Origin of the sequence: Marinobacterium zhoushanense (genome assembly GCF_014641945.1) — a bacterium.
Taxonomy (GTDB): Bacteria; Pseudomonadota; Gammaproteobacteria; order Pseudomonadales; family Balneatricaceae; genus Marinobacterium_D; species Marinobacterium_D zhoushanense.
In genome coordinates this window covers 869,668-894,295 of the sequence record NZ_BMIJ01000001.1, presented here as the reverse complement: position 1 = coordinate 894,295, position 24,628 = coordinate 869,668, and the positions used below count along the sequence as shown (strand labels likewise).

Genomic DNA, 24,628 nt, shown 5'->3' with positions numbered 1-24,628 from the left:
GAGAGAACGACAATGAGCCAGTTGATCGATATGAAAAACATCGGCCTGCAGGCCGCCGATATGGTGGATGTGGAGAAGGGCCGGGTGAAGAAGGAGCTGTACTCCAACCCCGAGATCTTCGAGGAGGAGCTGGATCTGGTGTTCAACAACACCTGGGTGTTTGTCGGCCACGAGAGCGAAGTGCCGGAGGCGGGCAGCTTCAAGACCGCCTACATCGGTCGTCAGCCGGTGATCCTCAGCCGTGATCGCAAGATGGTTCTGCACGTACTGCAGAACCGCTGTCGCCACCGTGGCGCCACCGTCTGCGAGGCGCGCAAGGGCAAGACCAAGGCGTTCACCTGCCCCTACCACGGCTGGGGCTATGGTCTGGACGGCAGTCTGCGTGCACTGCCCAAGCCTGAGGAGTACGACGGCGTTTTCGACAAGAGCGAGATGCCGCTGGAGAGCCTGCGGGTCGAGAGCTACCAGGGTATGGTGTTCGCCACCTTCAATAACGATATCGAACCGCTCGAAGATTTCCTGGGCGGGGCGAAAAAGTGGATCGACCTGTTCATGAAACAGGGTGGCGGTTACCCGGTGAAAGTACTGGGCGAGCACCGCTTCAATTTCCCCGGTAACTGGAAGATCCAGCTCGAGAACACCACCGACGCCTACCACTTCCCGATTGTGCACAAGTCGTTCGTCTCCTCGCTGGACGAGGCCACCGCCGACATCTTCGACTTCCTCGACGGCGAGGGTTTTGTCGAGGATCTGGGCAACGGTCACAGCGTGATGGTGATGATTCCGCAACTGGTGGATCTGGAAGCCGATCTCGATCAGCCGATCCCGGAGCGTTTCTCGGCGCTGGCGCAGGCGCTGCGCGACGAAGGCAAATCAGAAAACGAGGTGAAAAAACTGGTGCGTGCAGCGCACGGTACCGGCTTCAACCTCAACCTGTTCCCCAACGTCTCCTGCTCCATGGCGTTCTTCCGTGTGCTGCGTCCGGTCAGCGTCGGCGAGACCGAAATTCAGCACGTGGCCCTTGGCGGTGACGGCGCACCTGATGCGTTCAACCACAAGCGGATGCGTCTGCACGAACATTTCCAGGGCCCGATGGGCTTCGGTACCCCGGATGACGGAGAGGCCTGGGAGCGGGTGCAGAAGGGTTCCATGGCCGGTACCGATGGCTGGATTCTGGTCAACCGCGGCATGAGCAAGCTGCGCACCTCCGAAGATGGCAACCCGCAGGGGGCGGTCTGCTCCGAGACCGGCATGCGCGGTGCCTACCAGCAGTACAAAAAGATGATGGCCGCGGCAGAGGAGAAATAAGCGATGAAATCCAATACCCAACTGCTGGCGCAGGTCACCGAGTTCATCGGCTATGAAGCGGACCTGCTCGATCACAAGGCGTACCAGGAGTGGCTATCGCTGTGGACCGACAGCGGTCTCTACATCGTGCCGACGGACCTCAACGAGACCGACTACCTGAATACCCTGAACCTGGCGCTGGACGACGCCGACATGCGCCGCATGCGCGTGGCCCGGCTGGAAAACGGTGAGTCGGTATCGGCCATCTCCGTCGGCTCCACGGTGCGCATGGTATCCCGCGTGCGCATCCTCGAAGCCGGTGACGACCTGGTGATCGCACGCTGTGCGATGACCCTGAACGAGCTGCGCCACGGCAAGCTGGTGACCTATCCGGCCAATGTGGAGTACACCCTGAAGCCGACGGCCGAGGGCCTCAAGCTGGAACAGAAGGTGGTCAAGCTGCTCCACGCCGACGGCTTCCTGCGCACCGTCAGCTTCATCTTCTAAGGAGCGACGGCCATGGGTAACCCAACACACACACAGATTGCGCTGGTCACCGGCGCGGCCCAGGGACTGGGCCAACATATCGCCCAGCGTCTGCATGCGGCGGGTTTCAAGGTTGCGATCAGCGATATCGACGGCGAGGCGGCGCAACGCGCTGCCCGTGCGCTGGACGCCAGCGGCGACACCGCCATGTCGGTGTCGCTTGATGTGGCCCACCGGGCGGACTTTGAGGCGGCACTGGCTGCCGTGGTCGATCGCTGGGGTGAGCTTCAAGTGCTGGTGAACAACGCTGCCGTGACCCGTGCAACACCGGTGATGGAGATCGACCTGCAGGAGTTCAATGAGGTGGTCGGCATCAATCTGGGCGGCACCTTCGCCGGCTGTCAGGTGATTGGCGGGTACATGGCCGGACAGGGCTACGGCCGCATCATCAACATGGCCTCGCTGGCCGGGCAGAACGGGGGCACCTCCACCGGTGCCCACTATGCCGCGTCCAAGGGCGGGATCCTGACCCTGACCAAGGTATTTGCCAAGGAGCTGGCGTCACGGGGCGTAACCGTTAACGCCATCGCCCCCGGTCCCATTGATTCCCCGATGGTGAAAGCACTGGTTCCCGAGGAGCGTCTGCCGACACTGCTGTCCGCCATCCCGGCGGGGCAGCTCGGCGATGCGGACTTTATCGGTGACATGGTGGTTCAGCTGGCCCGGCCCGAAGCCTACTTCGCGACCGGTACCACCTGGGACATCAACGGCGGCCTGTTCATGCGCTGAGGTAATGCCAATGACTAGCAGTATCAATGAAACCCTGATCCGCGCGACGGTGACGCGCCGCGAGAATCAGACCGACGACATCGCGTTGTTCGTGCTGTCCGCTGTGGATGGCTCTGCGCTGCCCCCCTTCCAGGCGGGTGCGCACATCGACGTGATTCTGGATGACGACACCATTCGTCAGTACTCCCTGAGCAATGCGCCGGGGGAGGGCGTGTATCGGTTGGGAATTCTCAACGACCCCAATTCCCGCGGCGGCTCGAAACGGATCCACGCAGAACTTGAAACCGGTGCCGAACTGACCATCAGCGCACCGCGCAACCATTTCCCGCTGGAGATGGAGGCCGCGCACAGCCTGCTGATCGGCGGCGGTATCGGCATTACGCCGATGATCGCCATGGCGTATGCACTCAAGGCGGCCGGGCGTTCGTTTGAACTGCACTACTGCAGCCGCAGCGAGAGCAAGGCGGCGTTTCTCGCTGAGCTCAAGCGTGAGTTCGGCGAGCAACTGGTGCTGCACTTTGACGATGCCGGCGATGCCGCACGCATCGACCCGAAAGCCCTGTGCCAAGACGCAGTGCAGGGTAGCCACGTGTACGTGTGTGGCCCCGGCGGCTTCATGGACTGGGTGATCGAGCAGAGCAAGGCTGCGGGCCTGCCGGATGCGCAGATCCACTTCGAATACTTCAGCGCCGAGGTCGATATCAGCGGCGAGGCGTTTGAGGTGTTTGCTGAAACCAGTGGCGTGACCGTGCAGGTCGGCCCGAATGAAAGCATCGCGACGGCGCTGAAAGCGGCGGGGGTGAAGGTACAGATGTCGTGCGAGGAAGGCGTGTGCGGCACCTGTATCTGCGATGTGCTCGAGGGTACGCCGGATCACCGTGACCACTTCCTGACCGAGGAGGAGAAAGAGGACAACGACCAGATCGCACTGTGTTGCTCACGGGCAAAAAGTGCGCGTCTGGTTATCGATATCTGAAGCCAGCCGTCGCCGACGTGGGCGCTTCATAGCACTGCATAACGACAATAAACGGGAGAGTGAAAATGAACAAGCTGATCTCACTGACATGTTCTGCTGTACTGGCGCTGCTGGCGATGGGCGCTCAGGCTGAAACGCGTTTGACAATGTCGTCCTGGCTGCCGGCGGGGCATCCGCTGGTCAAGGATGTAATGCATCCCTGGGCTGCCAATGTGGAGCGCGCCACCGAAGGCCGGGTCAAGATCGTGATTCTACCCTCTGCACTGGGCCATCCCAAGATGCACTACGATATCGCCCGCGACGGTCAGGCCGATATCACCTATGGAGCACAGGGCTACACGCCGGGCCGCTTCGCGCTGTACAAGATGGTCGAGTTTCCCTTTGCCGGTGACAGCGCCGAGCGTACCTCGGTCGCGTACTGGAAGGTCTACAACGACTATCTGGCCAAGGCCGGTGAGCACAAGGATGTCAAACTGCTCGGCCTGTTTACCCATGGTCCGGGCCAGATTCACAACAGCAAGCACAGCGTGAACTCGGCGGCCGATCTCAAGGGGCTCAAGATGCGTGTCGGTGGCGGCATCATGAATGACCTGGCCTCGGCACTGGGTGCCGTTACGCTGCAAAAACCCTCTTCGAGCATCTATGAACTGGTCTCCAGCGGCGTGGCCGACGGCACGCTGTTCCCGTTGGAATCGGTCGCTGCCTTCCATATCGAGGACAAGACCCGCTACACCACGCTGGTGCCCGGTGGTCTGTATAACTTCAGCTTCTTCGTGGTGATGAACCGTGACCGCTTTGCCAGCCTCTCGAAACAGGATCAGGAGGCGATCGACAGTGTGTCTGGCGAAGCGCTGGCACGTCTGGCCGGTCGTGTATGGGATCAGGTGGATGCCGATGGCCTGAACCAGCTCAAGGCCAATGGCAACGAGATCATTACGGCTGACGATGCCTTCATTGCCGAGATCCGCGAGAAGAGCGCACCGATGGAGGCCGAGTGGCTCAAGGAAGCTCAGGCCAAGGGTATCGACGGTAAGGCCGCTCTGGATGCGTTCCGCACGCTGAGCCACGCGCCGGTGCAGACCGCCGCGAACTGAGGAGGTCGAGATGAAACTCACGCTCAGTGGTAGTCCGGATGACACAAGCCGGGTTGAGCGGGTTCTGCGTCTGACGCTGGATTCCGTTGCGGTGATCATGATGTTCCTGCTGATGGCGGTGACGCTGGTCGATGTACTGGGACGTTATCTGTTTTCCGCGCCACTGGTCGGTGCCTTCGAATTGACCGAGTTGATGCTGGCAGCGGTGATCTTTCTGGGATTGCCGCTGGTCACCGCCGATCAGGGACACATCGAGGTGGACCTGATCGACTCGGCCGTGCGTGGCTGGCTGAGACCGGTTCAGCGGGTGCTGATCGATCTGGTCACTCTGCTCGCCTTCGGCGTGTTTGCCTGGATGCTCTGGCGTCATGCGATGAAGGTGCAGGCCTACGAAGACACCACCGCGGTGTTGGAAATTCCCTATGCGTGGCTTGCGTATCTGATGGCGGTGACCGCATCGCTGTCGGTACTGGCTCAGCTGACGATCATGCTGCGTCGCCTGCGCGCGATGCTCGCCGGAGGTGAGGCGTAATGGAAGCGAGTCTGATTGGTTTTGTGCTGCTGATGGTGCTGATCCTGATCCGACTGCCACTGGCCATCGCCATGGGCATGGTCGGGGTCGGCGGGTTCGCCTGGATGCAGATGGTGGGATACGGCAACCCGCGCGGGCTGGATGCGGCGCTCAACATGATCGCCTCGGTGGCGTTCGATACAGGTCTTGCCTATGGCCTGTCGGTGGTGCCGCTGTTCCTGTTGATGGGCAACCTGATCACCGAGTCGGGTATGTCGAAGGAGTTGTACCGAGCCGCCAACGCGTTTCTGGGCCACTTCAAGGGCGGCCTGGCATTGGCGACCGTGGTCTCCTGCGGTGCGTTCTCGGCTGTCTGCGGCAGCTCCATGGCGACGGCGGCGACCATGTCCAAGGTGGCGCTGCCCTCCATGCGTGAATACCGCTACTCCGATGGCCTGGCCACGGGGGCGATTGCGGCCGGTGGCACCCTGGGCATTTTGATTCCGCCGAGCGTGATTCTGGTGATCTACGGCCTGATGACCGAGAGCGATATCGGCAAGCTGTTCATCGCCGGGCTGATTCCGGGGCTGATCGGTGTGCTGATGTATATGGCGGCGGTGGCCTTTGCGGTGCGTATCAATCCGCAGAGCGGCCCGGCAGGTCCCCGCTCGAGCTGGCGTGAGCGCCTGCAGGCGATGAAGGGTGTCTGGGGTATCAACCTGATCTTCATCATCGTCATGGGCGGTATCTATGCCGGCATATTCACGCCCACCGAGGCGGCCGGGATCGGTGCATCCGGTGCCTTCCTGATCGCACTGTTCTCCGGTCGCTTGAATTTCATGATGGCGCGACGGGCGCTGAGCAATGCGGCGCGTACCACCGCCATGCTGTTCTTCCTGGTGATTGGTGCGGTGATCTTCTCCAACTTCATCAACCTGACAGGGCTGCCGGTGATCATGCGTGACTGGGTACTGGCGCAGGGCGTAAGCCCGATGCTGGTGATCCTGATGCTGATCGGGGTGTATCTGCTGCTGGGCTGTGTGCTGGAAAGCATGTCGATGATCCTGCTCACGGTGCCGGTGTTCTACCCCATGGTTGAGGCGCTGGGCTTTGATCTGATCTGGTTCGGCATCCTCGTGGTGGTGGTCACCGAGATCAGCCTGATCACCCCGCCGGTGGGCATGAACGTCTTCGTGCTCAGAGGGGTCGTGCCCGACGTGAAGCTGTCCACGATCTTCAAGGGCGTTACACCGTTCTGGTGTGCCGACATCCTGCGCCTGTTGCTGATCGCTACCGTACCCTCGCTCTCCCTGATGCTGCCCCGCGCCATTGGCTAAGGCAGGACGAGGTGCGCCCGAACAGGCGCGAAACGAATGCAAACCGATAAAAACAAGAGAGGAAACCCCAATGAAAAAAGGCATTATGCGTCCCGGCCATGTGCAGATCCGGGTGCTGGACCTTGATGAAGCGATCAAGCATTACGTCGATCTGCTCGGCCTGATCGAAACCGACCGTGACGCCCAGGGGCGTGTCTACCTCAAGGGCTGGACCGAGGTGGACAAGTTCTCCGTGGTGCTGCGCGAAGCCGACACCGCCGGCATGGACTTCATGGGCTTCAAGTGCATCAGCGAAGATGTGGTGGATGCCCGCCGCGAAGAGCTGCTGGCGTTTGGCTGCGAAGTGGAGAATATCCCCGAGGGTGAACTCAGCGGCTGTGGCCGTCGTGTCCGTTTCACCGCGCCGAGCGGTCATGCCTTTGAGCTGTTCGCGACCAAGGAACAGCCAGGCAAGTGGGGCGTGGGCGAGAAGAATCCGGAAGCCTGGCCGCGTGGTATCAAGGGGATGCAGGCGCAGCGTTTTGACCACTGCCTGCTCTACGGTACGAACCTGGACAAGACGCTTGATCTGTTCCGCGATGTGCTGGGCTTCGATCTTGCCGAGCAGGTGGTGACGCCGGACGGTACGCGCGTGGCGCAGTTCCTGACCGCAAGCATGAAGGCGCACGATGTGGCGTTCATCGATCATCCGGAACCCGGCAAGTTCCACCACGCTTCATTCTTTCTGGAAACCTGGGAGAGCGTGCTGCGCGCGGCGGACCTGATCTCGATGACCGATACCTCCATCGACATCGGCCCCACACGTCACGGCCTTACCCACGGCTCCGGCGACTATCACTATCCCGACCATCCGCCGGTGACCTGGGATGTGGATCAGCTGGGCAAGGCGATCTTCTACCACGACAGGGTATTGAACGAGCGCTTCCTGTCCGTACTGACCTGAGGCCTGAGGCGGGACGACCGGGCCGTGGGCTGTCCCGCCGTTTTCTCCAGCGGCCATCATCATCAAGCAGTTCAAGCGGGGTTCCCCATGTCTATCGATGCTAAAGATTTCCGCCGTGCGTTGGGCAAGTTTCCCACCGGCGTGACCGTTATCACTACTACCGACGACCGGGGTGAGCGTATCGGCGTGACTGCCAGCAGTTTCAACTCCGTGTCTATCGAACCGGCACTCGTGCTTTGGAGTATCGACAAGGGCGCCTACAGCCTGCAGGCCTTTACTGAGGGCCGTTACTTCACCATCAACGTGTTGCGTGACGATCAGGTCGAAATCTCCAACCGTTTTGCCCGACGCGGCGACGACAAGTTTGCCGGACTCGAGATGCTCGAAGATGCCAACGGTTGCCCTCGCGTACCGGGCGCGGCGGCCTGGTTTGCCTGCCGCACCTGGAGCGTTTACGACGGCGGCGATCACTTCATCATCGTCGGTGAAGTCACCGACTACGGCTATGAAGACAACGTCGGCTCGCTGGTTTTCCACAACGGCCGTTACGCCGTGCCCGAGGTTCACCCCGGTGTTCGCGACATGCCGACCCCGCCGGTAACCGGCGGCTTTCTCAATGATTACCTGCTCTACCAGATGCATCAGGCGCTCTCGGCCTGTCGGGAGAGCTTTTATCCGACCCTGACCCGTCTGGGGATAACCGCCGAGGAGTGGCGCGTGCTGTCGGTGCTGGCCGATGCGCCGGACACGCCGGTCGAGGCGATCGCCCAACAGGTGTCACAGCCGGTGGCGAGCCTTCGCGAGACGCTGGAGTGGCTGCGGGACAAGGGGCTGATCGAGGTCGACTCTGGGCTCAGCGAGAGCGGACGGACGCTGATAGACCGCGTGCGCAGCCTAGCGATAGAGCATGAACAGCAGGTCCTCGGGCGGTTGAGCGCATCGCAACGCGACGTGCTGAAAGAGTGTTTGCGCATACTGGCGGCGCCGGTGGCGCACTGATCCGAATCGTTACAGTCGGTCCTGTAGAAAGGGACCTTACTCACGTTAAGGAGAACCACATGTCTCTGAAATCCGTTACTGCCGCCATGGCCGCGACTCTGTGTCTGGCCGGTACCACCGCGGCTTGCGCCGATACCATCAAGATGGACCTGCAGAGTGCCTGGCCGCTGACACTGCCGGCCAGTGGCCAGAATGCCGAGCATTTCACCGACCGGATCAATGCCGTCTCCGGTGGCTCGATCAAGGTCAAGGTGTACTCCGCCGGAAAGCTCGTGCCCTCGCTGGAGATATTCGATGCGGTAAGACAGGGCACGCTGGATGCGGGTTATACCTCTCCGCTGTATGTGGCGGGGCGTTTCCCGGCCATGCAGCTGTTCGGCGGTGTGCCTTTTGGCCCCGACGCCGTCGACTATCTGGGCTGGCTGTATAACGGCGGCGGACTGGAGATCTGGCGTGAGATCTACGCCAAACAGGGCGTTGTACCGGTTCCCTGCGGGCTGATGGATTCAGAAGCCGGTGGTTGGTACACCTTCGAGATCAACAGCATCGATGACCTCAAGGGCAAGAAGATCCGCTTTGCCGGCCTTGCCGGTGAGGTGATGAAGAAGGTGGGGGCATCGGTGGTGTTGCTTGGCGGTGGCGATATCTACCCCAACCTTGAGCGCGGCGTAATCGATGGCACCGAGTTCTCCATGCCCGCCATCGATGCGGCGATGGGCTTCGAGAAGGTGGCGAAGAACTACTACCTGCCCGGTTGGCATCAGCCGGCGGCGATCAACGAACTGATCATCAACAAGCAGAAATGGGACTCGATGGGCGAGGCGCAACGCGAGCTGATCGAGGACACCTGCCGGGAAACCCATATCTGGTCGATCACCTCCACCAGTATTCCAAATGCGCAGGCGATCGCCGACTTCGAAACCAAGGGTGTTCAGATCAAGTCTTTCCCACCGGCGGTGCTGGCGGCGTTCCGCACGGCCACGGATGAGGTGATGGCCGAGCAGTCTGCTGCCGATGCCGACTTCAAGCGCACGTTGGATTCCCTGAATGCCTACCGTGAAAAGGTTGCACTCTGGAGTACCCACAAGGCCGATTGAGGTGAGTATCGGGTAGGAGATGATGATGAATGTTGTGCAGCTGATCGAGCGGGTGACGGTGGCTGTCGGCAAAATCGGTTCGCTGTTTTTTCCGCTGCTGATCCTGACCATTTTGCTCAACGTGTTCCTGCGTTATGTGTTCGATATGGGCCTGATCGAGCTTGAGGAGCTGCAGTGGCACCTCAATGCGATCGCCGTACTCTGCTGTCTCGCTTACACCTATCAGGCAGATGAGCATGTTCGGGTCGATCTGCTGCACAACCGTCTCTCGCCGATGGGGCGCTCGGTGCTGGAGGTTTGCGGCATCCTGTTTCTGTTCCTGCCGTTCACGCTGCTGGTGAGCTGGCATGCCTGGAACATCGCCTCTTACTCCTGGTCGCTACGCGAAGGCTCTCCCATGCCCTCGGGGCTCCCGGCGCGCTACCTGATCAAGGGGGTCATGGCGTTGGGGCTGAGCCTTCTGGTGTTGCAGGGGCTGGCGATTCTGATGCGCAGTGTGATGACGATTGTTGATCAGCTTCGATCAGGCGTGAGGTGACACCATGGATGTACTGCTGGTCATACTGATGTTCGCCAGTTTCATGCTGGTGCTGTTCACCGGTTTTCCGGTGGCCTTTGTGCTGGGTGGCGTGGGCGTGCTGTTCGCGGCGTTGGGCAGTGTTCTGGAGCCGCTGGATATTGGCGATGTGGCCGAGCTGCGCTCGATCGGTTTTGTTGCCAACCGGGTGTTCGCCACGGTATCGAGCTACTCGCTGATACCGATGTCGATGTTTATCTTCATGGGCTTCATGCTGGAGCGCTCGGGCGTCGCCGAGCGCCTTATCGATGCCATGCGCCGTGTGCTGGGGCCGGCACCCGGCGGGCTTGCAATCGCGGTGGTCCTGATCGGCGTGGTGCTGGCCGCGTCCACCGGCATCATCGGTGCGTCCGTCGTGCTGCTGGCAACGATCGCACTGCCGTCGATGATCAATGCAGGTTATGCCCGCTGGGTCAGCGCAGGCACGGTGGGGGCCACCGGCTGTCTGGGCATTCTGGTGCCGCCGTCGATCATGCTGGTGGTGATGGGCGATCAGCTGAGAATACCGGTTGGCGATCTGTTCATGGGCGCGATCCTGCCGGGGCTGTTGCTGGCCGGTTGCTTTGTACTGTTTATCCTCGGCTATGCACTGCTAAGGCCCGGTGCCATGCCCGCCATTCCTGCGGAGCAGCGCAGCGAGGCATCGCTTGCCACTCAGGTCAGGGATATTCTCGCTGCGCTGTTGGCGCCGCTGCTGCTGGTGTTGTCGGTACTGGGCTCGATCATCGCCGGTGTCGCATCGCCCACCGAGGCCTCCGGTATCGGGGCGGCGGGCGCGACGCTGCTGGCTGTGCGCTCCCGTCAGCTGAGCTGGGCGGATTTTCGCAAGGTGTGCTATCAGACCGGGCGCACCGTGGCCTTTCTCTATGCCCTGATCTTCGGTGCCTCCTGCTTCTCCGTCGTGTTGCGTGGATATGGCGGCGACGAGGTGATCGAAAATGCGCTGCATGCGCTGCCGTTCGAGCCCGCCGGTGTACTGGCGCTGGTCATTCTGATCGTGTTTCTGCTTGGGTTCTTCCTCGACTGGATGGAGATCGTGCTGATTGTCGCGCCACTGGTGATGCCGATCATGGTGGGCTTCGGCTTTGACCCCGTATGGGTCGCCATTCTGCTCGCACTCTGCCTGCAAACCTCGTTTCTAACACCTCCGGTGGGGATGGCGCTGTTCTATATCCGCAGCGCCTCGAAGGAGGTGAGCATGGTGGATATCTACAAGGGCGCCGGCCCGTTCGTAGCGCTCCAGCTGCTGGTGTTGCTGCTGGTTGCCGCCTATCCGCCGCTGGCGACCTGGATGATCCAGTGAGCGTTTTCAATAACGATTTTGAAATGGAAAAGTGACAATGGCTGAAGCTGAAGCGTTGAACATACTGGGGCTGCGTCAGGCTCTGCACGCGATAGAGTCTGGCGAATGCACGGCGCTCGATATAATCGAGGCCTGTTTTGACCGTATCGAGGCGCGTGAGCCCGAGGTCGGCGCCTGGCAGCACCGGCTGAGTCGTGAGGCCTATCTACAGCAGTACCGCCGGCAACAGGACGCCTACGAGGCCAGTCCGCTCAAGGGGCTGCCGGTGGGCATCAAGGACATCATCGATACCGCCGCTATGCCCACCGAAATGGGCTCGTCCATTCACACCGGGCGTCAACCGGTGGATGACGCCAGCTGTGTCGCGATGCTGCATGATGCCGGTGCCATCACGCTGGGCAAGACGGTGACCACCGAGTTTGCCTACTTCAAGCCGGGTAAAACGGCCAATCCGCGCGATCTGACGCGCACGCCCGGCGGATCCTCCAGTGGCTCTGCCGCTGCCGTTGCCGACGGTATGGTGTCTGTTGCGCTTGGCTCCCAGACAGCGGCTTCGGTGATTCGACCGGCCGCCTATTGCGGTGCGGTGGGTTTTGTCGCAAGCCGCGGCGAGCTCTCGCTGCGCGGGGTTCAGCCGCTGGCGCAATCGCTTGATTCCCTCGGCCTGTTCGCGCGTCGGGTCGAAGATATCCAGTTGTTGCGCGCGCTTCTGTTGCGACAGGCGCAACCGCTCTCGCTTGATGCCGAGATCAAGCCGCGACGCATTGCGCTGTGCCCCGGTGAGAGAGTTGGGGAGACCAGTGTAGAGATGAGCGGTGCGCTGAATCAGCTGGCCGAGCGCTTACAACAGGCCGGTGTCGACTGTGTTCAGGTTGCCGATGATGGTTTGCTTGAGCAGATGGTGGAGCATCATCAGCGGATCATGGCCTATGAGGTTGCGCGCAACCTGGCTTATGAATCTCGTTTCCCCGATCAGCTGAGCGAGCCGCTCTCCCAACTGATCGAATCCGGCCTTGGGCTCGAGCATCGACACTATCTGGACTCGTTGCTGGCTGCACAGACCGGTTGCGAGCAGCTCTGGTCGCACCTCGGTGAGGTGGATGCCATTCTGGCGCCGGCCGCGCCGGGTGTGGCACCGCTTGGGCAGGGCAAGACCGGTGCGCCGCACATGAGCCGACCCTGGCAGGCGATGGGTCTTCCGGTAATTACAGTGCCGGGGATGCGGGATGATGCGGGGCTGCCGCTGGGCGTGCAGCTGATAGGGCGTGCCCGCGGCGATGCTCTGCTGTTGCAGCAGGCCCTCTGGCTTGAGTCACTGATCGCGGCGCGCTAGCCGCGCTATTCGGTCTGTGCGCAGGGTGTCGTATTGAACGCCGACAGCGCCTGAAGGCTGTCGGCCCAAAGCGCCTTGAGCAGGGCCTGTTGTTCATCCGTCACCCCGCCTTCGGCTTCCAGCTGTCGGCACATTTCGGCCATCTGCTGCAGCCCGAAGTTGGCGCTGGCGCCTGCCAGCTTGTGCAGCAGCGCCGGTTGTTGCGGGCGCTTTGCCTGCTCCAGCTGATGCAGAAGTGATTCGCACTGCGTCCGCATGGTATCGAGCAGCTCCAGCATTCGCTTATCGCCGAGCATGCGCCGGTGCTGGTTGAGCAGGGCGAGATTGAGCGTGCCTTCATCGGCGTCGGTATCGATCGATAGACGTGGCGGGCACTCGAGCTGGCCGACGGCGCGCACCACCTGCTCAAGCTCTTCGAACTGCAGGGGTTTGCTCAGTACCGTTTCAATACCGGCCTCCTTGCAGCGCCGGATCTCCGGCCGGGTAACGGCGGCCGTCAGCGCAACGACCGGTACTTGCGCCTTGTCGGCATCGCGGTGGGCGCGCATGCGGCGGGTGGTTTCCAGACCGTCCATATCGGGCAGGTGGATATCCATCAGCACCAGATCGTAATCGTTGTCGTTATGCATCGACAGCGCCGTGTAGCCATCGTCAGCGATACTGACATGGTGACCTTCGGCGCGCAGCAGGCTGGCGGTGACCTCCTGATTGATGGGGGTGTCCTCCACCAGCAGTATATCCAGCACCTGCTTGGGTTCGCTCGGTGTAACCGACGGTGTCGTCTGGACAGACTCAGTGGCCTGATCAGCGCTCCGGTAGGGCAGCTCAACCCAGAACAGCGAGCCGTTTCCGGCCTGGCTGTCGAAACCGATCCGGCCCTGCTGCTGTTCCACCAGCTTGCGGCAGATCGACAGACCAAGGCCTGTGCCGCCGTAGCGTCGGGTGATCGAGCTGTCGGCCTGACTGAAGTGCTGGAAAATGCGATCGTGCGCTTCGGGCGGAATGCCGATGCCGCTGTCCTCGACCTCAAAACGGATCACATGGCCTTCGGCGTGACTGGCCACAGGGCGGGCCTTGAGCACCACATACCCCTCATCGGTGAACTTCAGCGCGTTGGCGCACAGGTTCATCAGCACCTGATTCAGCGCCCGGGCATCGCCCTGCACCCGTGAGGGCAACTCCGGGTCGAGCCTCAGGATCAGGTCGATCTTCTTCTCCCGCGCCATCGGGGTGAGCAGGGTCTTGAGCTGCTCGAGCAACTGGCGCAGCTCGAAATCCTCCGCCTCGAAGGTCATCTGGCCCGCTTCGATCTTGGTGAAATCCAGCACGTCGTTGAGGATGGTCAGCAGGGATTGGCCTGATCGGTAGATTGACTCGACCTGTTCGCGCTGGGCCGGATTCATCGCCGAGCGCTTGAGCAGCTGCGCCATGCCGAGAATGCCGTTCATCGGAGTGCGAATCTCGTGGCTCATGGTGGCCAGGAACTGGCTCTTGGCCTCGCTGGCCGCTTCCGCCTTCTGACGCGCGAGCTCCGCCAGCTCTTTCGCCTTGCGCTCGCCGATATCGGTGAGCGAGCCCTCGTAATAGCGAATCGCGTTATGCTCGTCGGCGATGCGGTGTGCCGATATGGACAGATGCAGATCGCTGCCATCCTGACGCCGCCAGCGTGTCTCCAGATCGTTTACACGGTTGCCATCTGTCAGCGTGGCGAGGAACAGCTGCCCCTCGGCGGGATCGATAAAGCAGTCCATCACCAGATCGGTAACCTCATGCAGGAACTGCTCGGACGTGTCATAGCCAAGCAGCGAGATCAGCGCCGGGTTGGCGGAGATCAGGCGACCGTCGGGCGCGATGCGGAAGATCCCTTCGCTGGCGTTTTCAAACAGGGAGCGGTATTCACGCTCGGATTGTTCAAGGCTTTTGTACAGTTTGGCGTTTTCGATGGAGATCGCCGCCTGCGATGCCAGAATCTGTAAGGTTTTCAGGCGTTCGCGGCTGAACACATCCCGGCTTTCACGGTGCTCAAGATAGAGAATGCCGGTCAGTTCGCTGTGGTAGAGAATGGGTATGGTGAGCAGCGAACGGGGCTGCTGCTGACGGATATAGCTGTCGGACTGGAACATCTGGTGTTCAACCGCGTTGCCCAGCACCACCGGATCTTTGGTACGGGCAACGAAGTTGATGATGCTCAGCGGCAGCATATCGGCGCCTTCGGTCAGCGGTATGGCGGTAAACAGGGCCGGTGTCTCGTCGATGCGGGTTTCCGCTTCGATGAAAAGCTGCTGCTGGCGGTACATCACCAGTATCGCCCGTTGCGCACCAGCGTTCTGAATCGCGAGCCGCATCAGGCGGTTGAGCAGTTTCTCCAGCACGATCTCATCGGAGATCGCCTGTGAGGCGTTGATGACCGAGCTGATATCCAGTGTCTGGTTGTCCAGCTCGCGGCGGCGCTCCGCGCTTGCGGTATGCGATTCCACCGTTACCGGGCGTGGTGGTTCCAGATCGATGTCGTACTGAGCCTTCATCTGTTGCAGCTTGGCCCGGGCACCGAGTTCGGCATACAGCCGGTAGGCATCTTGCAGGTAGGTGCGTGCGATCCCGGGCTTTTGCCACTCCTGATAGAAGCGTCCGGCCAGCTCGCAGGCCATCGCCTGATCGAGCTTGAGCCCCTGTTGTTGGGCATGCTCGATCGCTTTTTCGTACAGGTTCATGGCGCTGGTGTAACGCCGCTTGCTGCGCAATAGCTCGGCGCTGAGCAGTTCGTAGTGGTGCAGCCGGTTATCCGGTGCGAAACGGACTAGCCTGCGTATGTAACGCTGGGCCTGGCGTACGGTTTTAAGCCGGGCCGGTTGGGTCAGAATACTGGTGCTTGGCAGTAACTGGATGATGCTCAGGGCGTTGATCTGCATCAGCCAGAGTACGGTAAAGGTGCCGGATACCGAGTCGCGCAGCTCAAGGCCGATCTCGCTGTGATGATAGGCCGCTTCCATGTCATCGAAGATAAAACCGAGCAGCGCCTTGTAGAAATGGTGCAAACAGATGGCGGTACGGTGGTTCTCGCGGGTGAGTTCGGCGAGATCGCGATCCTCGCGGTAGAAACGGCCGTCGAGCCGGGTCGGGTCGCTGTTTTGGCCGCGCATGTTTTCCATTGTTTGCAGAATGAACAGCGAGTATTGCAGCGACTGCTTCTGACCGGACTGGCGCAGAAGTTCGGTGTCTTTCTCCAGTCGCGGCTGCAGCTGATCCAGATTCTGACACAGTGGGAAAGCGTACTGTATATATGCGGCCAGTGCGTAGGCTCCCCACTCCATGTCGCCGCAATCCAGTGCCTGCTGGTGGGCATCGAGCAGCGAGTCGCGGCAGACCGACAGCGGCTCACGGTAGTGGCGGATATAGCTGTTGAACAACGACAGGGTGCGGTGATGCTTGGCCGTGGCGGGCATCCGCTTGTCGAGCTCCAGAGCCAGCAGGCCGAGCCGGTAACCCTGATCGATATCCGCCATCTTGCCGCACAACACACCGCCGTATCCGGCGAAAGCCAGTGCTGAGGAGTCCGATAGACCGCGGGTCAGCGTCAGTTCGACCTGCTTGGCCGTCAGCATCGGACGCAGCCCCGAGCTTGAGAACTTGACGATGCCGAACATGCCGGTGAGCAGGGGCATCGCCGCCAGCAGCGTCGGCTCCTGCATCGATTTAAGGTAGGGCACGCGCTCGGGCGGCGTGCGCTTGAGCAGCCATTTGACCCGGTTGGCGATCCAGGCATTTTGAAACGGTGTCGGGTGTTCAGGCAGCTCGACGCCGAGTTGGTGCAGCAGTGTCAGCGCGGTACTCAGCGCTTCGCTGAACTGGTTGTTGGCTACCTGCGACTGAATTCTGACCTCGTGTACACGCACGCGATCGAGCAGGTTCTGGGCATGCTGTTCCACGGCGAGAATCAGCCTGTCCATGAGCGCCTGTTCGCCACGAATGTTGGCCACTTCGGCAGCCAGTGTGTGCAGGCCCAGGGTCAACGAATACTGGTTCTGCCAGCTCTCTTTCGGCAGTAGTGACAGGCCGCGCTTGAGGTAATCCATCGCCACGTCGAATGCGGCGGATTCACGCGCCCGGGTGCCGGCACGCAGGTTGAGCCGGGCCAGCTCGACGCGTTCCTGCGTATCGTCGATCAGCGCCGAGGCCAGATTCAGGTGGTTGGTGATCTCGAAGATGCGGTTGTCGATCTCATCTAAACTCAGGCTTCGCCAGAGCTGTCGTCCCACCTCCAGATGCAGGGATTCTCGCGCCTGTTCCGGAATCAGCGAATAGGCGGCCTGTTGAACGCGATCGTGGATAAAACGGTAACGGGTGTTGATCTGGTCGGTCTTTTCGAACACACGGTACTGATCGTCCAGCGGCACGATCAGGCCCTCGGTCATCGCCGGCCAGAGCGCGTCCACCGCCTCTGATGGCAGCAGCTTGCTGACCACCGAAAGCGTGCGCAGGTTGAAACTGCCGCCAATACTGGCGGCAAGCGGCAGCGTGCGTTGGGTGGCCGTGGGCAGGCGCTGGATCTTGCTGACCATCAGCGACACCACGTTGTCGGTCATCTCGCGCGCCTGAATGGCGTTTTCATCCCACTGCCAGCGCTGCTCGCGGAAGTTGATTAGCCCCTCCTCATGCAGCGCATAGAGGAACTGGCTGAGAAAGAACGGGTTACCCTGGGTTTTGCGTATGCAGATGCGGGCCAGACTCTGGCAGGACTGCACGTCACGGCGCAGGGTGTCGGCCAGCAGCTGGGACACCTGTTGCAGGTCCAGCGGCCCCAGTTGCAGCTCGATCACCGGTTTTTGCAGCCGGCGCAGCCGGTCCAGCGTCTTCTGTGGCGCCGGTTCTAGCTCCTGATCGCGAAAGCTGCCCATTAGTAGCAGATGAGCGCTCTCGCCGCTCTCCACCAGCGTTTCGATCAGTTGCAGCGAGGCGTGGTCGGCCCAGTGCAGATCGTCTAGAAACAGCAGCATCGGGCGCTCAGGTGTGGCCAGCACATCGAGCACGCGGATAAACAGACGCGAAAAGCGGCGCTGCTCTTCGGCGGGCGTGGCAGTGGGCAGGCTCGGCTGGGGGCCGATGATCAGCTCAAGCTCCGGTATCAGTTTCAGCAGCATCTGGCCCTGACCGCGCATGCTGGTATTGAGCTCGGTACGCAGCTGTTGGATCGCCTCTTCCGGCTCGGTCAGCAGCTGTCTGACCAGCGATTGCAGCGCCTGAATAATGGCGAAGTAGGGGCGGTTGCGCCGGTATTGATCGAACTTGCCGCTGCTGAAGTGACCACCGAGTTCGTTTACATATTGCCGCAGTTCATGTACCAGACTCGATTTACCGACACCGGCATAGCCGCTGATCAGCACCAGAGTCTGTTTGCCCTCCACGGCCCGGTCCATCAGCCCGCGCAGCTGTTGCAATACCGCCTCGCGCCCATAGAGCCGCTGCGGGATCTGAAACTGGGCGGCAATATCCTGTTCAGCCAGCTCGAAGGTCGAGATGCGGCCGTGCTGGTTATGCTCTTTCTGACAGCGGCGCAGATCGTGGATCAGCCCCACGGTGGACTGATAGCGCTGGGCGGCATCCTTGGCGAGCAGTTTCAGAATGATGCGCGAGACCATCTCCGGCAGGCGCGGGTTTATGCGGCTGGGCGAATCCGGCGCACGCGCGATCTGGTTATGAACCAGCTCGATATCCTGACCGCCGAAGAAGGGCGGACGACCGGTCATCAGCTCGTACAGGGTGGCGCCCAGGCTGTAGTAGTCGGTGCGGTAGTCGATGGTGCGGTTGATGCGTCCCGTCTGCTCTGGCGCGATGTAGGCCAGTGTCGAACTGCGCAGCGCCTGGGCATGCCAGTTGGGCTGTTCCCGGCTTAAGCGTGTGCAGTAGTCGAAACCGATCAGCACCGGTTGCAGGGTGGTTGGATGCAGCAGCAGGTGGTCCGGGCTGATCTGTTTGTGGATAACCCGCGCCTCGTGCAGGCGACCCACCAGTTCGCTAAGACGGATGGCGACCGGAATCCACTGGTTCCACTCCATCTGCCGTTCGGAGATAAACTGGCGAAGCGGGATTGCCCCTGAATCTTCGAACACACCTACCAGTGCAGTATCGGTTGAGATCAGCTCCAGCGGACGCAGAATGCCGGTGATCTTGAGTGACGTGAGCAGCTCGTATTCATGTTGCAGCCGCCCCAGATCCTCACGGCTGCACTGGGCGGGGTCCAGTTGTTTGAGTATCACCTGATGGCCGTCCTGCATGCGCACGGCGCGGCTGATCAGTACACCCTTGCGTCGGTGCAGGTGGCGATCCACCTGATACCCCTGTGGCGTGTTCATCTCTTCACATCGCCGGCGAACATGTAGCCGGCGCCGTGGGCCGTGAGAATAAGCTGGGGATCGGAGGGGTTGTCGCCGAGTTTGCGTCGCAGCCGGCCGATCAGTACATCCACCGAGCGGTCATTCGGTGTCCACTCCCGGTCGTGGATCGCATCCATCAGCTGGTCGCGGGACATCACCTGACCTGGGTGGGTCACCAGGGTTTTGAGCAGTTTGAACTCGCCCTCGGGCAGTCGCTCGTTCTGGCCGTCGGCGTGCCTGAGCTGACGCTTGTAGGAGTCCAGCTCCCAGCCCTCGAAGTACCAGCAGGCGCGTGAGGGCGACCCCGGTGCGCTCTGTACGGTATCCGCCGGTAGCATACGCCAGAGCAAGTTCTTCGCCCTGACCAGCAACTCTCTCGGGTTGAACGGTTTGGTCACGTAATCGTCCGCGCCCATCTCGAGTCCGACGATGCGGTCGATATCATCCCCCTTGCTGGTGACCAGAATGATTCCAACGCGCGAGGCGGCTCTGAGCTCCCGTGTCAGTGTGAGTCCATCGCGCCCGGGGAGATTGATATCGAGCAGTACCAGATCGATCTGTTCGGTTTTCACCCGTGAGCACAGGTCGTCGGCCTGATCGGTTTCGCTGACGCGGTACCCCTCCTTCTCCAGATAGCTGACCAGCAGGGAGCGGGAGGCGAAATCGTCTTCGACGACCAGAATATGTGCGGCGTTCTGTGTCTGGGTCATGGTATCTCTTCAGCGGCGCTTAGTCGGAGCCGGACAGGTATAACGGCAATATATCGGACGTCACTCCGGTTCACCAACTGCCCAGATACAATCTGTTACATATCCGAACAAAACGCCAAGAATCACCGGAAATTCATTTACATCCCGGCAGTAGCTTAGGAACCCTGCTCGGTAGTTTTGCAGAGGTCTAAACTAATCGGGCAGGGCAATAATAAGTTCAAACTTATCCAGAGTAGTGAGGGAGTGATGGCACCCACTAACAAATCAACCAGACGGACACTGATCGGCAGCGGTGTGCTGTTACTCGCTGGACTGGCGAGTGCTTCGGTACAGGCGGATGATGCAAAGCAGATTATTCGTGATCGCTGTCTAGCTTGTCACACCGAGTCCGGGGACGCGTCTGCCCCGAACTTTTCCCGTATCAGTGAACAGCGCAAGACCCCCGAAGGCTGGCTGTTCACGATCAATCGCATGATCAATCTGCGTGGTCTTCAGATCTCCGACGACGAAAAGCGCGAGGTGGTGCGCTATCTGGCCGATACCCAGGGGCTGGCGCCGTCCGAGGCGGCACCTTTCCGGTATCTGCTCGAGCAGGACACCAACCTTGTAGAGGAAGGGGTCGATCAGGCGCTGGCGGAAACCTGCGCCCGCTGTCACTCGGCGGCACGGTTCGGCCTGCAGCGCCGTACCACTGAAGAGTGGCAGCTGCTGGTCAACTTCCATATGGGCCAGTTCCCGACCACCGAATTCCACTCGCTGGCGCGTGACCGCAAATGGTACGAGATCGCCCATGATGAGGTGGCCGTCCAGCTGGGCGAGCAGTATCCGCTGCTGACACCGGCCTGGGACAACTGGAAGCAGGCGGTTAAATCCGACCTTGATGGTCGCTGGCGCGTCACCGGCTTTGTGCCGGGCAAGGGTGAATACGATGCCTGGATGACCACGAGCAAGGCCGATGGTGGACGCTACAACCTGAGCCTGGAAGGTCAGTACGCCGATGGCTCACCGCTGTCCGGCAGTGGCAAGGCGACGGTGTACACCGGCTATGAATGGCGCGCCTCGATCACCATCGACGGCGTGAAGATGCGTCAAGTCATGGCGGCGGATGCCAAGGGCATGAGCATGAACGGGCGTATGTTCCTGGCCTCTGAACGTGAGATTGGCGGCGTGATGAGCGCGCTCAAGGATACCAAGGCGCCGGCCGTGGTTGCGGTCATGCCCTCGTATCTTCGCAAGGGTGAATCCACCGCGCTGACCATCATCGGTCAGAACCTGGATGGCGATATCGATCTGGGCCCGGGCGTTAAGGTCGAGAAAGTGCTCGAACGCAGCGATGACCGCATCCACCTGATGGCCAGGGCCACGGGCGATGAAGGCACCCAGAGCGTTCAGGTCGGAGCGGCTGAGCTTGCATCGGGTCTGGCGGTTTACGGCGAACTGGCCCGTGTTGAAGTGACACCGCAAAACGCAGTGGCGCGTATCGGCGGAATGAGCAAGATGCCGAAAGTGCGTGTTGCGTACCGTGCGGTTGGCTACAGCGCCGGTGCCGATGGCAAGCCGGGTACCGAGGATGACCTGCGCCTGGGCTATATGCCCGCCGAGTGGTCGATCAAACCCGCAGACGAGATGGCCGCCGAAGAGAAGGATGCCGAGTTTGCAGGCACGATCGATGCGGCCGGTATTTTCACACCGGGCGATGACGGCCCCAATCCCAAGCGCAAGATGATGGCCAATAACGTCGGTCGTCTGGCGGTCGTGGCCAGCGTCAAGGACGCCGGTGAGGCGGTCGAGGGGGATGGCAGTCTGCTCGTATCCGTGCCGGATTTCGTGCGCCGCGTGCTCGACTGATATACCGGATAGCAAGTCACTGAAACAGAGCGCAATACGCGCAACGTGAGGTAACTCAAGTGGAAAACACGGGTACCATGACGCTGGTGAAACCGAATCTGCACAGGGTGGATGTCGATGCCCGGCAGATGCTGTTTCACATTCCCAGTAGCGGAATCTTCGAGCTGGATGGACTCAGCCGTGAACTGCTGGCGCTGTTCGATGCGCAGGAGCGGGTGACGGAGTCGGATCTTGAGCCGCTGAACCGTCGCTTTGGTCATGCCGAGGTCGATGAGGTGCTTTCGGAGTTGCGCACGCTAGAGATCATCTCCGGCGATGGCAGGGTGGCGCGGATCAATCCCGATCCGCAGAAGGTGGAAAAGTTTCCGCTCACCACGGTGGTGCTGAACGTCAATACCGGCTGCAACCTGAGCTGTACCTACTGCTACAAGGAGGATCTGACCACCCCGTCCAAGGGTGAGAAGATGGCCTACGACACCGCGATCAAGTCGGTGGAGATGCTGCTGCGCGAGTCGCCGGATCAGCCCCACTACAACGTGGTGTTCTTCGGCGGCGAACCGCTCTCCAACATGCCGTTGATCCGCGAGGTGGTGGCCTACTGCGAAGAGCGTTTTGCCAAGCTCGACGCCACCGTCGACTTCACCCTGACCACCAACGCGACACTGCTCACCGAGGAACTGGTGGATTGGTTCAACGCCCACCGCTTCGGCCTTACCATCTCTATGGATGGTCCCAAGGCGATGCATGACAAGAACCGTATTACCGTGGGCGGGCAAGGCACCTACGACGTGGTCAAGCGCAAGGTGGATATGTTGCTCAAGCGCTACAACGCGCGTCCGGTGGGCTGTCGGGTCACCCTGACCCGAGGCGTCACGGATGTGGAGACGATCTTCGATCATCTCTACAGCGAACTGGGCTTTTTCGAGGTCGGCTTCGGGCCTGTCACCTCAGGTGATATCGCCGAGTTCAACCTGACTGGTGAGGAGCTGGTGGAGGTGTTCGCAGGCATGAAGCGCTTAGGTGCTCGCTACCTGGAATCCGCGCTGCGCAACGAGAACTTCGGCTACGGCAACATGCACCAGCTGATCACCGACATGTACGAGGGCAACAAGAAACTGGTGCCCTGCGGTGCAGGTGTCGGTTTGCTGGCGGTGGACAAGGATGGCGGACTTAACCTCTGCCATCGCTTTACCGGCTCCGACCTGCCCACCTTCGGCACGGTGGAGTCCGGTATCGACAAGGCCAGTCTTGGCGCCTTTGTCGAGAAGCGTCTCGATCGCAGCAATACCGGCTGTGAGACCTGCCGCATTCGCAACCTCTGTTCCGGTGGCTGCTATCACGAAAGTTACGCCAAATATGGAGATCCGACACACCCCTCCTACCACTACTGCGACCTGATGCGCGATTGGGTCGATTTCGGCGTGGAGGTGTACTCACGGATCATGCTTGAGAACCCCGGGTTCTTCGAAGCACATGTCTCTCCCAGGAGGAGTGCCTAACAATGAAACATCTGAAGTCTCTGAATAAGAAAGCACAGCTGATCAACCAGGCGGTGAGCCCGGAAGAGGTTGAAGACGTTGTCGCCATGCAAACCGTTGTCGGTTGCACCGCTACCACCGATCCGGGCTGGGAGCTCGATCCCTTCGGTGGTCTGGGGTCTTTGTGCCAGCCGATGGAATCCGACCTGTACGGCTGCGCCGATGCCTGCTGGTGGCCGGCGCAGGTGCCCGACACCATGCATACCTACCCGGACTGGGGTAAGGACGTGGCCAAGGCCAACGAGGACTGGCGCAAGCTGGACGGTATTTTCGAGGACGGCGAGTAACGGGAGCTGTGCAGATGAAACTGAAAAACGTATTGAAATCCGCCGGCGTGCTGGGGGCGGTTGGTCTTGGTTCGCTGGCCTCTCAGGCGATGGCCGATCAGGAGTTCCTGTTGACGATTACCCGTCCGAACCAACTGCACGTGATCGACATGAGCAGCAACACGATTGCGCGCACCTGCGATATCCCGGGCCCCTTCGGCACCGGCTCCATCGCGCTGTCGCCGGACAACACCCATGCCTATGTGCTCAGTAACGGCACCAAGGATGTGTACGGCTTCGATATCCGTAACTGCGATATCACCTTCAAGGCCGAGCAGTCCTCGCCTACCGAGCAGGTGATCTCCATGCAGTCGATTGCGGTCAGTGCCGATGGCAAGGAGCTGTACACGGTGCAGAACCCGATCAAGAAGCTGAGCGATCGCTTCGAGGTTGAGCAGCCGCGCCTGGCCGTGTTCAACATCAAGGATGGAATGGATGCGAAGGTGGTGCGCACCTTCCCGGTGGATCGTCGTATCACCAAGATCGCCGTGACCGACGAGAACGAGGTGATTCTTGGCGGTGCCGATCTTAAGGGTATCAACCCGAAGACCGGTGAAGTCCGCATGGTCAGCAAGCTGGCCAGCTGGGAGAAGGGGCCGCTCTGGTTGCCGCCGGATGCATTTGCGATGCACTCCCAGGGTGAACAGATGCACGAATACATCATGCCCTACGTGACCGCCAAGTTCGATTCAGAGGACTGGAACTTCGAAACCGCCGAATGGTGGTGGGGTATCAGCCGCGTGGATCTGAAAACCGGTAAAGCGACACGGGATGAGGTGCTGCCGTTCCAGTTCATCATCTTCAACTTTGTTGCCGACCCGCGTAACCCCGACATTCTTTACGGTTCGTTCAATACGCTGTCCAAGCACGATATCAGCAAAAAAGAGACGCTGATCGTGCATGATATGCCGCACACCTACTACGACCTGAACATCTCGGGTGATGGTAAGACCCTCTACGTAGGCGGTACCAGCAGCGATATTTCGATCCACGACAGCGATACGCTGGAGAAGATCGGTTCCATCCAGCTGACTGGCGACATGTCCACCTCCGATCTGAGGGTGGCGACTATCCGTAATTGATGGGATAGGTTGTGTGAGCGA

Annotated in this window: 19 protein-coding genes; 17 read left to right on the top strand and 2 right to left on the bottom strand. The window is 60.7% G+C overall.

The window, feature by feature from the left end; all coding sequences use genetic code 11:
• Nucleotides 1-12: 12 nt before the first annotated feature.
• The 13 genes from IEX40_RS04140 to IEX40_RS04080 all read left to right on the top strand — a co-directional run bounded on the left by IEX40_RS04140 (nucleotide 13) and on the right by IEX40_RS04080 (nucleotide 12,732).
• Nucleotides 13-1,308: an aromatic ring-hydroxylating oxygenase subunit alpha gene (locus IEX40_RS04140; protein ID WP_188745804.1), complete on the top strand. Its 1,296-nt coding sequence runs from the start codon at nucleotides 13-15 to the stop codon at nucleotides 1,306-1,308.
• A gap of 3 nt (nucleotides 1,309-1,311) precedes the next feature.
• Nucleotides 1,312-1,794, top strand: a complete 483-nt coding sequence (locus IEX40_RS04135; protein WP_036186902.1) for an aromatic-ring-hydroxylating dioxygenase subunit beta — start codon at nucleotides 1,312-1,314, stop codon at nucleotides 1,792-1,794.
• Between the two features lie 12 nt (nucleotides 1,795-1,806).
• The gene (locus IEX40_RS04130) at nucleotides 1,807-2,562 is read left to right on the top strand and encodes an SDR family NAD(P)-dependent oxidoreductase (protein ID WP_188745803.1); all 756 of its coding nucleotides are present in this window, start codon (nucleotides 1,807-1,809) and stop codon (nucleotides 2,560-2,562) included.
• 10 nt (nucleotides 2,563-2,572) lie between these two features.
• Nucleotides 2,573-3,538, top strand: coding sequence for a PDR/VanB family oxidoreductase (locus IEX40_RS04125; RefSeq protein ID WP_188745802.1), 966 nt, complete (start codon nucleotides 2,573-2,575; stop codon nucleotides 3,536-3,538).
• A 65-nt stretch (nucleotides 3,539-3,603) separates the two neighbouring features.
• Nucleotides 3,604-4,632: a TRAP transporter substrate-binding protein gene (locus tag IEX40_RS04120; protein ID WP_188745801.1), complete on the top strand. Its 1,029-nt coding sequence runs from the start codon at nucleotides 3,604-3,606 to the stop codon at nucleotides 4,630-4,632.
• Between the two features lie 10 nt (nucleotides 4,633-4,642).
• A complete protein-coding gene (locus IEX40_RS04115) occupies nucleotides 4,643-5,164 on the top strand; it encodes a TRAP transporter small permease (RefSeq protein WP_188745800.1) in 522 nt (173 codons plus the stop codon).
• Nucleotides 5,164-6,480 carry a TRAP transporter large permease gene (locus IEX40_RS04110; protein ID WP_036186898.1) on the top strand — a complete coding sequence of 439 codons (1,317 nt, stop codon included), beginning with the start codon at nucleotides 5,164-5,166 and terminating at the stop codon, nucleotides 6,478-6,480. The genes IEX40_RS04115 and IEX40_RS04110 overlap by 1 nt, the downstream gene beginning before the upstream one ends.
• 70 nt (nucleotides 6,481-6,550) lie before the next feature.
• A complete protein-coding gene (locus IEX40_RS04105; RefSeq protein ID WP_188745799.1) occupies nucleotides 6,551-7,423 on the top strand; it encodes a catechol 2,3-dioxygenase in 873 nt (290 codons plus the stop codon).
• Between the two features lie 87 nt (nucleotides 7,424-7,510).
• Nucleotides 7,511-8,422, top strand: coding sequence for a flavin reductase (locus tag IEX40_RS22080; RefSeq protein WP_229680549.1), 912 nt, complete (start codon nucleotides 7,511-7,513; stop codon nucleotides 8,420-8,422).
• 59 nt (nucleotides 8,423-8,481) lie between these two features.
• Complete coding sequence (locus tag IEX40_RS04095; protein WP_188745798.1) at nucleotides 8,482-9,519, top strand: TRAP transporter substrate-binding protein; 1,038 nt, start codon at nucleotides 8,482-8,484, stop codon at nucleotides 9,517-9,519.
• A 19-nt stretch (nucleotides 9,520-9,538) separates the two neighbouring features.
• Entirely contained in the window at nucleotides 9,539-10,057 is a 519-nt protein-coding gene (locus tag IEX40_RS04090) for a TRAP transporter small permease subunit (protein WP_229680547.1), read from the top strand.
• Between the two features lie 4 nt (nucleotides 10,058-10,061).
• Nucleotides 10,062-11,399: a TRAP transporter large permease gene (locus IEX40_RS04085; protein WP_188745796.1), complete on the top strand. Its 1,338-nt coding sequence runs from the start codon at nucleotides 10,062-10,064 to the stop codon at nucleotides 11,397-11,399.
• A 37-nt stretch (nucleotides 11,400-11,436) separates the two neighbouring features.
• Nucleotides 11,437-12,732, top strand: a complete 1,296-nt coding sequence (locus IEX40_RS04080) for an amidase (protein WP_188745795.1) — start codon at nucleotides 11,437-11,439, stop codon at nucleotides 12,730-12,732.
• A gap of 5 nt (nucleotides 12,733-12,737) precedes the next feature.
• Here the strand turns inward: IEX40_RS04080 and IEX40_RS04075 are convergent, their stop codons facing one another.
• Nucleotides 12,738-19,082: an AAA family ATPase gene (locus IEX40_RS04075; protein WP_188745794.1), complete on the bottom strand. Its 6,345-nt coding sequence runs from the start codon at nucleotides 19,080-19,082 to the stop codon at nucleotides 12,738-12,740.
• Nucleotides 19,079-19,813 carry a two-component system response regulator TorR gene (gene torR, locus IEX40_RS04070; RefSeq protein ID WP_188745793.1) on the bottom strand — a complete coding sequence of 245 codons (735 nt, stop codon included), beginning with the start codon at nucleotides 19,811-19,813 and terminating at the stop codon, nucleotides 19,079-19,081. Before torR ends, IEX40_RS04075 begins: the two co-directional genes overlap by 4 nt.
• A 246-nt stretch (nucleotides 19,814-20,059) precedes the next feature.
• On the opposite strand from torR, the gene peaA reads away from it, so the two are divergent.
• The 4 genes from peaA to peaD all read left to right on the top strand — a co-directional run bounded on the left by peaA (nucleotide 20,060) and on the right by peaD (nucleotide 24,607).
• Nucleotides 20,060-21,661: a quinohemoprotein amine dehydrogenase subunit alpha gene (gene peaA / locus IEX40_RS04065; protein ID WP_188745792.1), complete on the top strand. Its 1,602-nt coding sequence runs from the start codon at nucleotides 20,060-20,062 to the stop codon at nucleotides 21,659-21,661.
• A 77-nt stretch (nucleotides 21,662-21,738) separates the two neighbouring features.
• Nucleotides 21,739-23,160 (top strand): quinohemoprotein amine dehydrogenase maturation protein, encoded by a 1,422-nt coding sequence (gene peaB / locus IEX40_RS04060; RefSeq protein WP_188745871.1) that lies wholly within the window; start codon nucleotides 21,739-21,741, stop codon nucleotides 23,158-23,160.
• Nucleotides 23,161-23,162: 2 nt separating this feature from the next.
• Nucleotides 23,163-23,486: a quinohemoprotein amine dehydrogenase subunit gamma gene (gene qhpC, locus IEX40_RS04055; protein ID WP_036186887.1), complete on the top strand. Its 324-nt coding sequence runs from the start codon at nucleotides 23,163-23,165 to the stop codon at nucleotides 23,484-23,486.
• Nucleotides 23,487-23,500: 14 nt separating this feature from the next.
• Nucleotides 23,501-24,607, top strand: coding sequence for a quinohemoprotein amine dehydrogenase subunit beta (gene peaD, locus IEX40_RS04050; protein WP_188745791.1), 1,107 nt, complete (start codon nucleotides 23,501-23,503; stop codon nucleotides 24,605-24,607).
• Nucleotides 24,608-24,628 lie beyond the last annotated feature (21 nt).

Bases quoted from the DNA above. Each gene is read 5' to 3' on its own strand.
- IEX40_RS04140 (WP_188745804.1), top strand. From the start codon at position 13: ATGAGCCAGTTGATCGATATGAAAAACATCGGCCTGCAGGCCGCCGAT.
- IEX40_RS04135 (WP_036186902.1), top strand. From the start codon at position 1,312: ATGAAATCCAATACCCAACTGCTGGCGCAGGTCACCGAGTTCATCGGC.
- IEX40_RS04130 (WP_188745803.1), top strand. From the start codon at position 1,807: ATGGGTAACCCAACACACACACAGATTGCGCTGGTCACCGGCGCGGCC.
- IEX40_RS04125 (WP_188745802.1), top strand. From the start codon at position 2,573: ATGACTAGCAGTATCAATGAAACCCTGATCCGCGCGACGGTGACGCGC.
- IEX40_RS04120 (WP_188745801.1), top strand. From the start codon at position 3,604: ATGAACAAGCTGATCTCACTGACATGTTCTGCTGTACTGGCGCTGCTG.
- IEX40_RS04115 (WP_188745800.1), top strand. From the start codon at position 4,643: ATGAAACTCACGCTCAGTGGTAGTCCGGATGACACAAGCCGGGTTGAG.
- IEX40_RS04110 (WP_036186898.1), top strand. From the start codon at position 5,164: ATGGAAGCGAGTCTGATTGGTTTTGTGCTGCTGATGGTGCTGATCCTG.
- IEX40_RS04105 (WP_188745799.1), top strand. From the start codon at position 6,551: ATGAAAAAAGGCATTATGCGTCCCGGCCATGTGCAGATCCGGGTGCTG.
- IEX40_RS22080 (WP_229680549.1), top strand. From the start codon at position 7,511: ATGTCTATCGATGCTAAAGATTTCCGCCGTGCGTTGGGCAAGTTTCCC.
- IEX40_RS04095 (WP_188745798.1), top strand. From the start codon at position 8,482: ATGTCTCTGAAATCCGTTACTGCCGCCATGGCCGCGACTCTGTGTCTG.
- IEX40_RS04090 (WP_229680547.1), top strand. From the start codon at position 9,539: ATGATGATGAATGTTGTGCAGCTGATCGAGCGGGTGACGGTGGCTGTC.
- IEX40_RS04085 (WP_188745796.1), top strand. From the start codon at position 10,062: ATGGATGTACTGCTGGTCATACTGATGTTCGCCAGTTTCATGCTGGTG.
- IEX40_RS04080 (WP_188745795.1), top strand. From the start codon at position 11,437: ATGGCTGAAGCTGAAGCGTTGAACATACTGGGGCTGCGTCAGGCTCTG.
- IEX40_RS04075 (WP_188745794.1), bottom strand. From the start codon at position 19,082: ATGAACACGCCACAGGGGTATCAGGTGGATCGCCACCTGCACCGACGC.
- torR (WP_188745793.1), bottom strand. From the start codon at position 19,813: ATGACCCAGACACAGAACGCCGCACATATTCTGGTCGTCGAAGACGAT.
- peaA (WP_188745792.1), top strand. From the start codon at position 20,060: ATGGCACCCACTAACAAATCAACCAGACGGACACTGATCGGCAGCGGT.
- peaB (WP_188745871.1), top strand. From the start codon at position 21,739: ATGACGCTGGTGAAACCGAATCTGCACAGGGTGGATGTCGATGCCCGG.
- qhpC (WP_036186887.1), top strand. From the start codon at position 23,163: ATGAAACATCTGAAGTCTCTGAATAAGAAAGCACAGCTGATCAACCAG.
- peaD (WP_188745791.1), top strand. From the start codon at position 23,501: ATGAAACTGAAAAACGTATTGAAATCCGCCGGCGTGCTGGGGGCGGTT.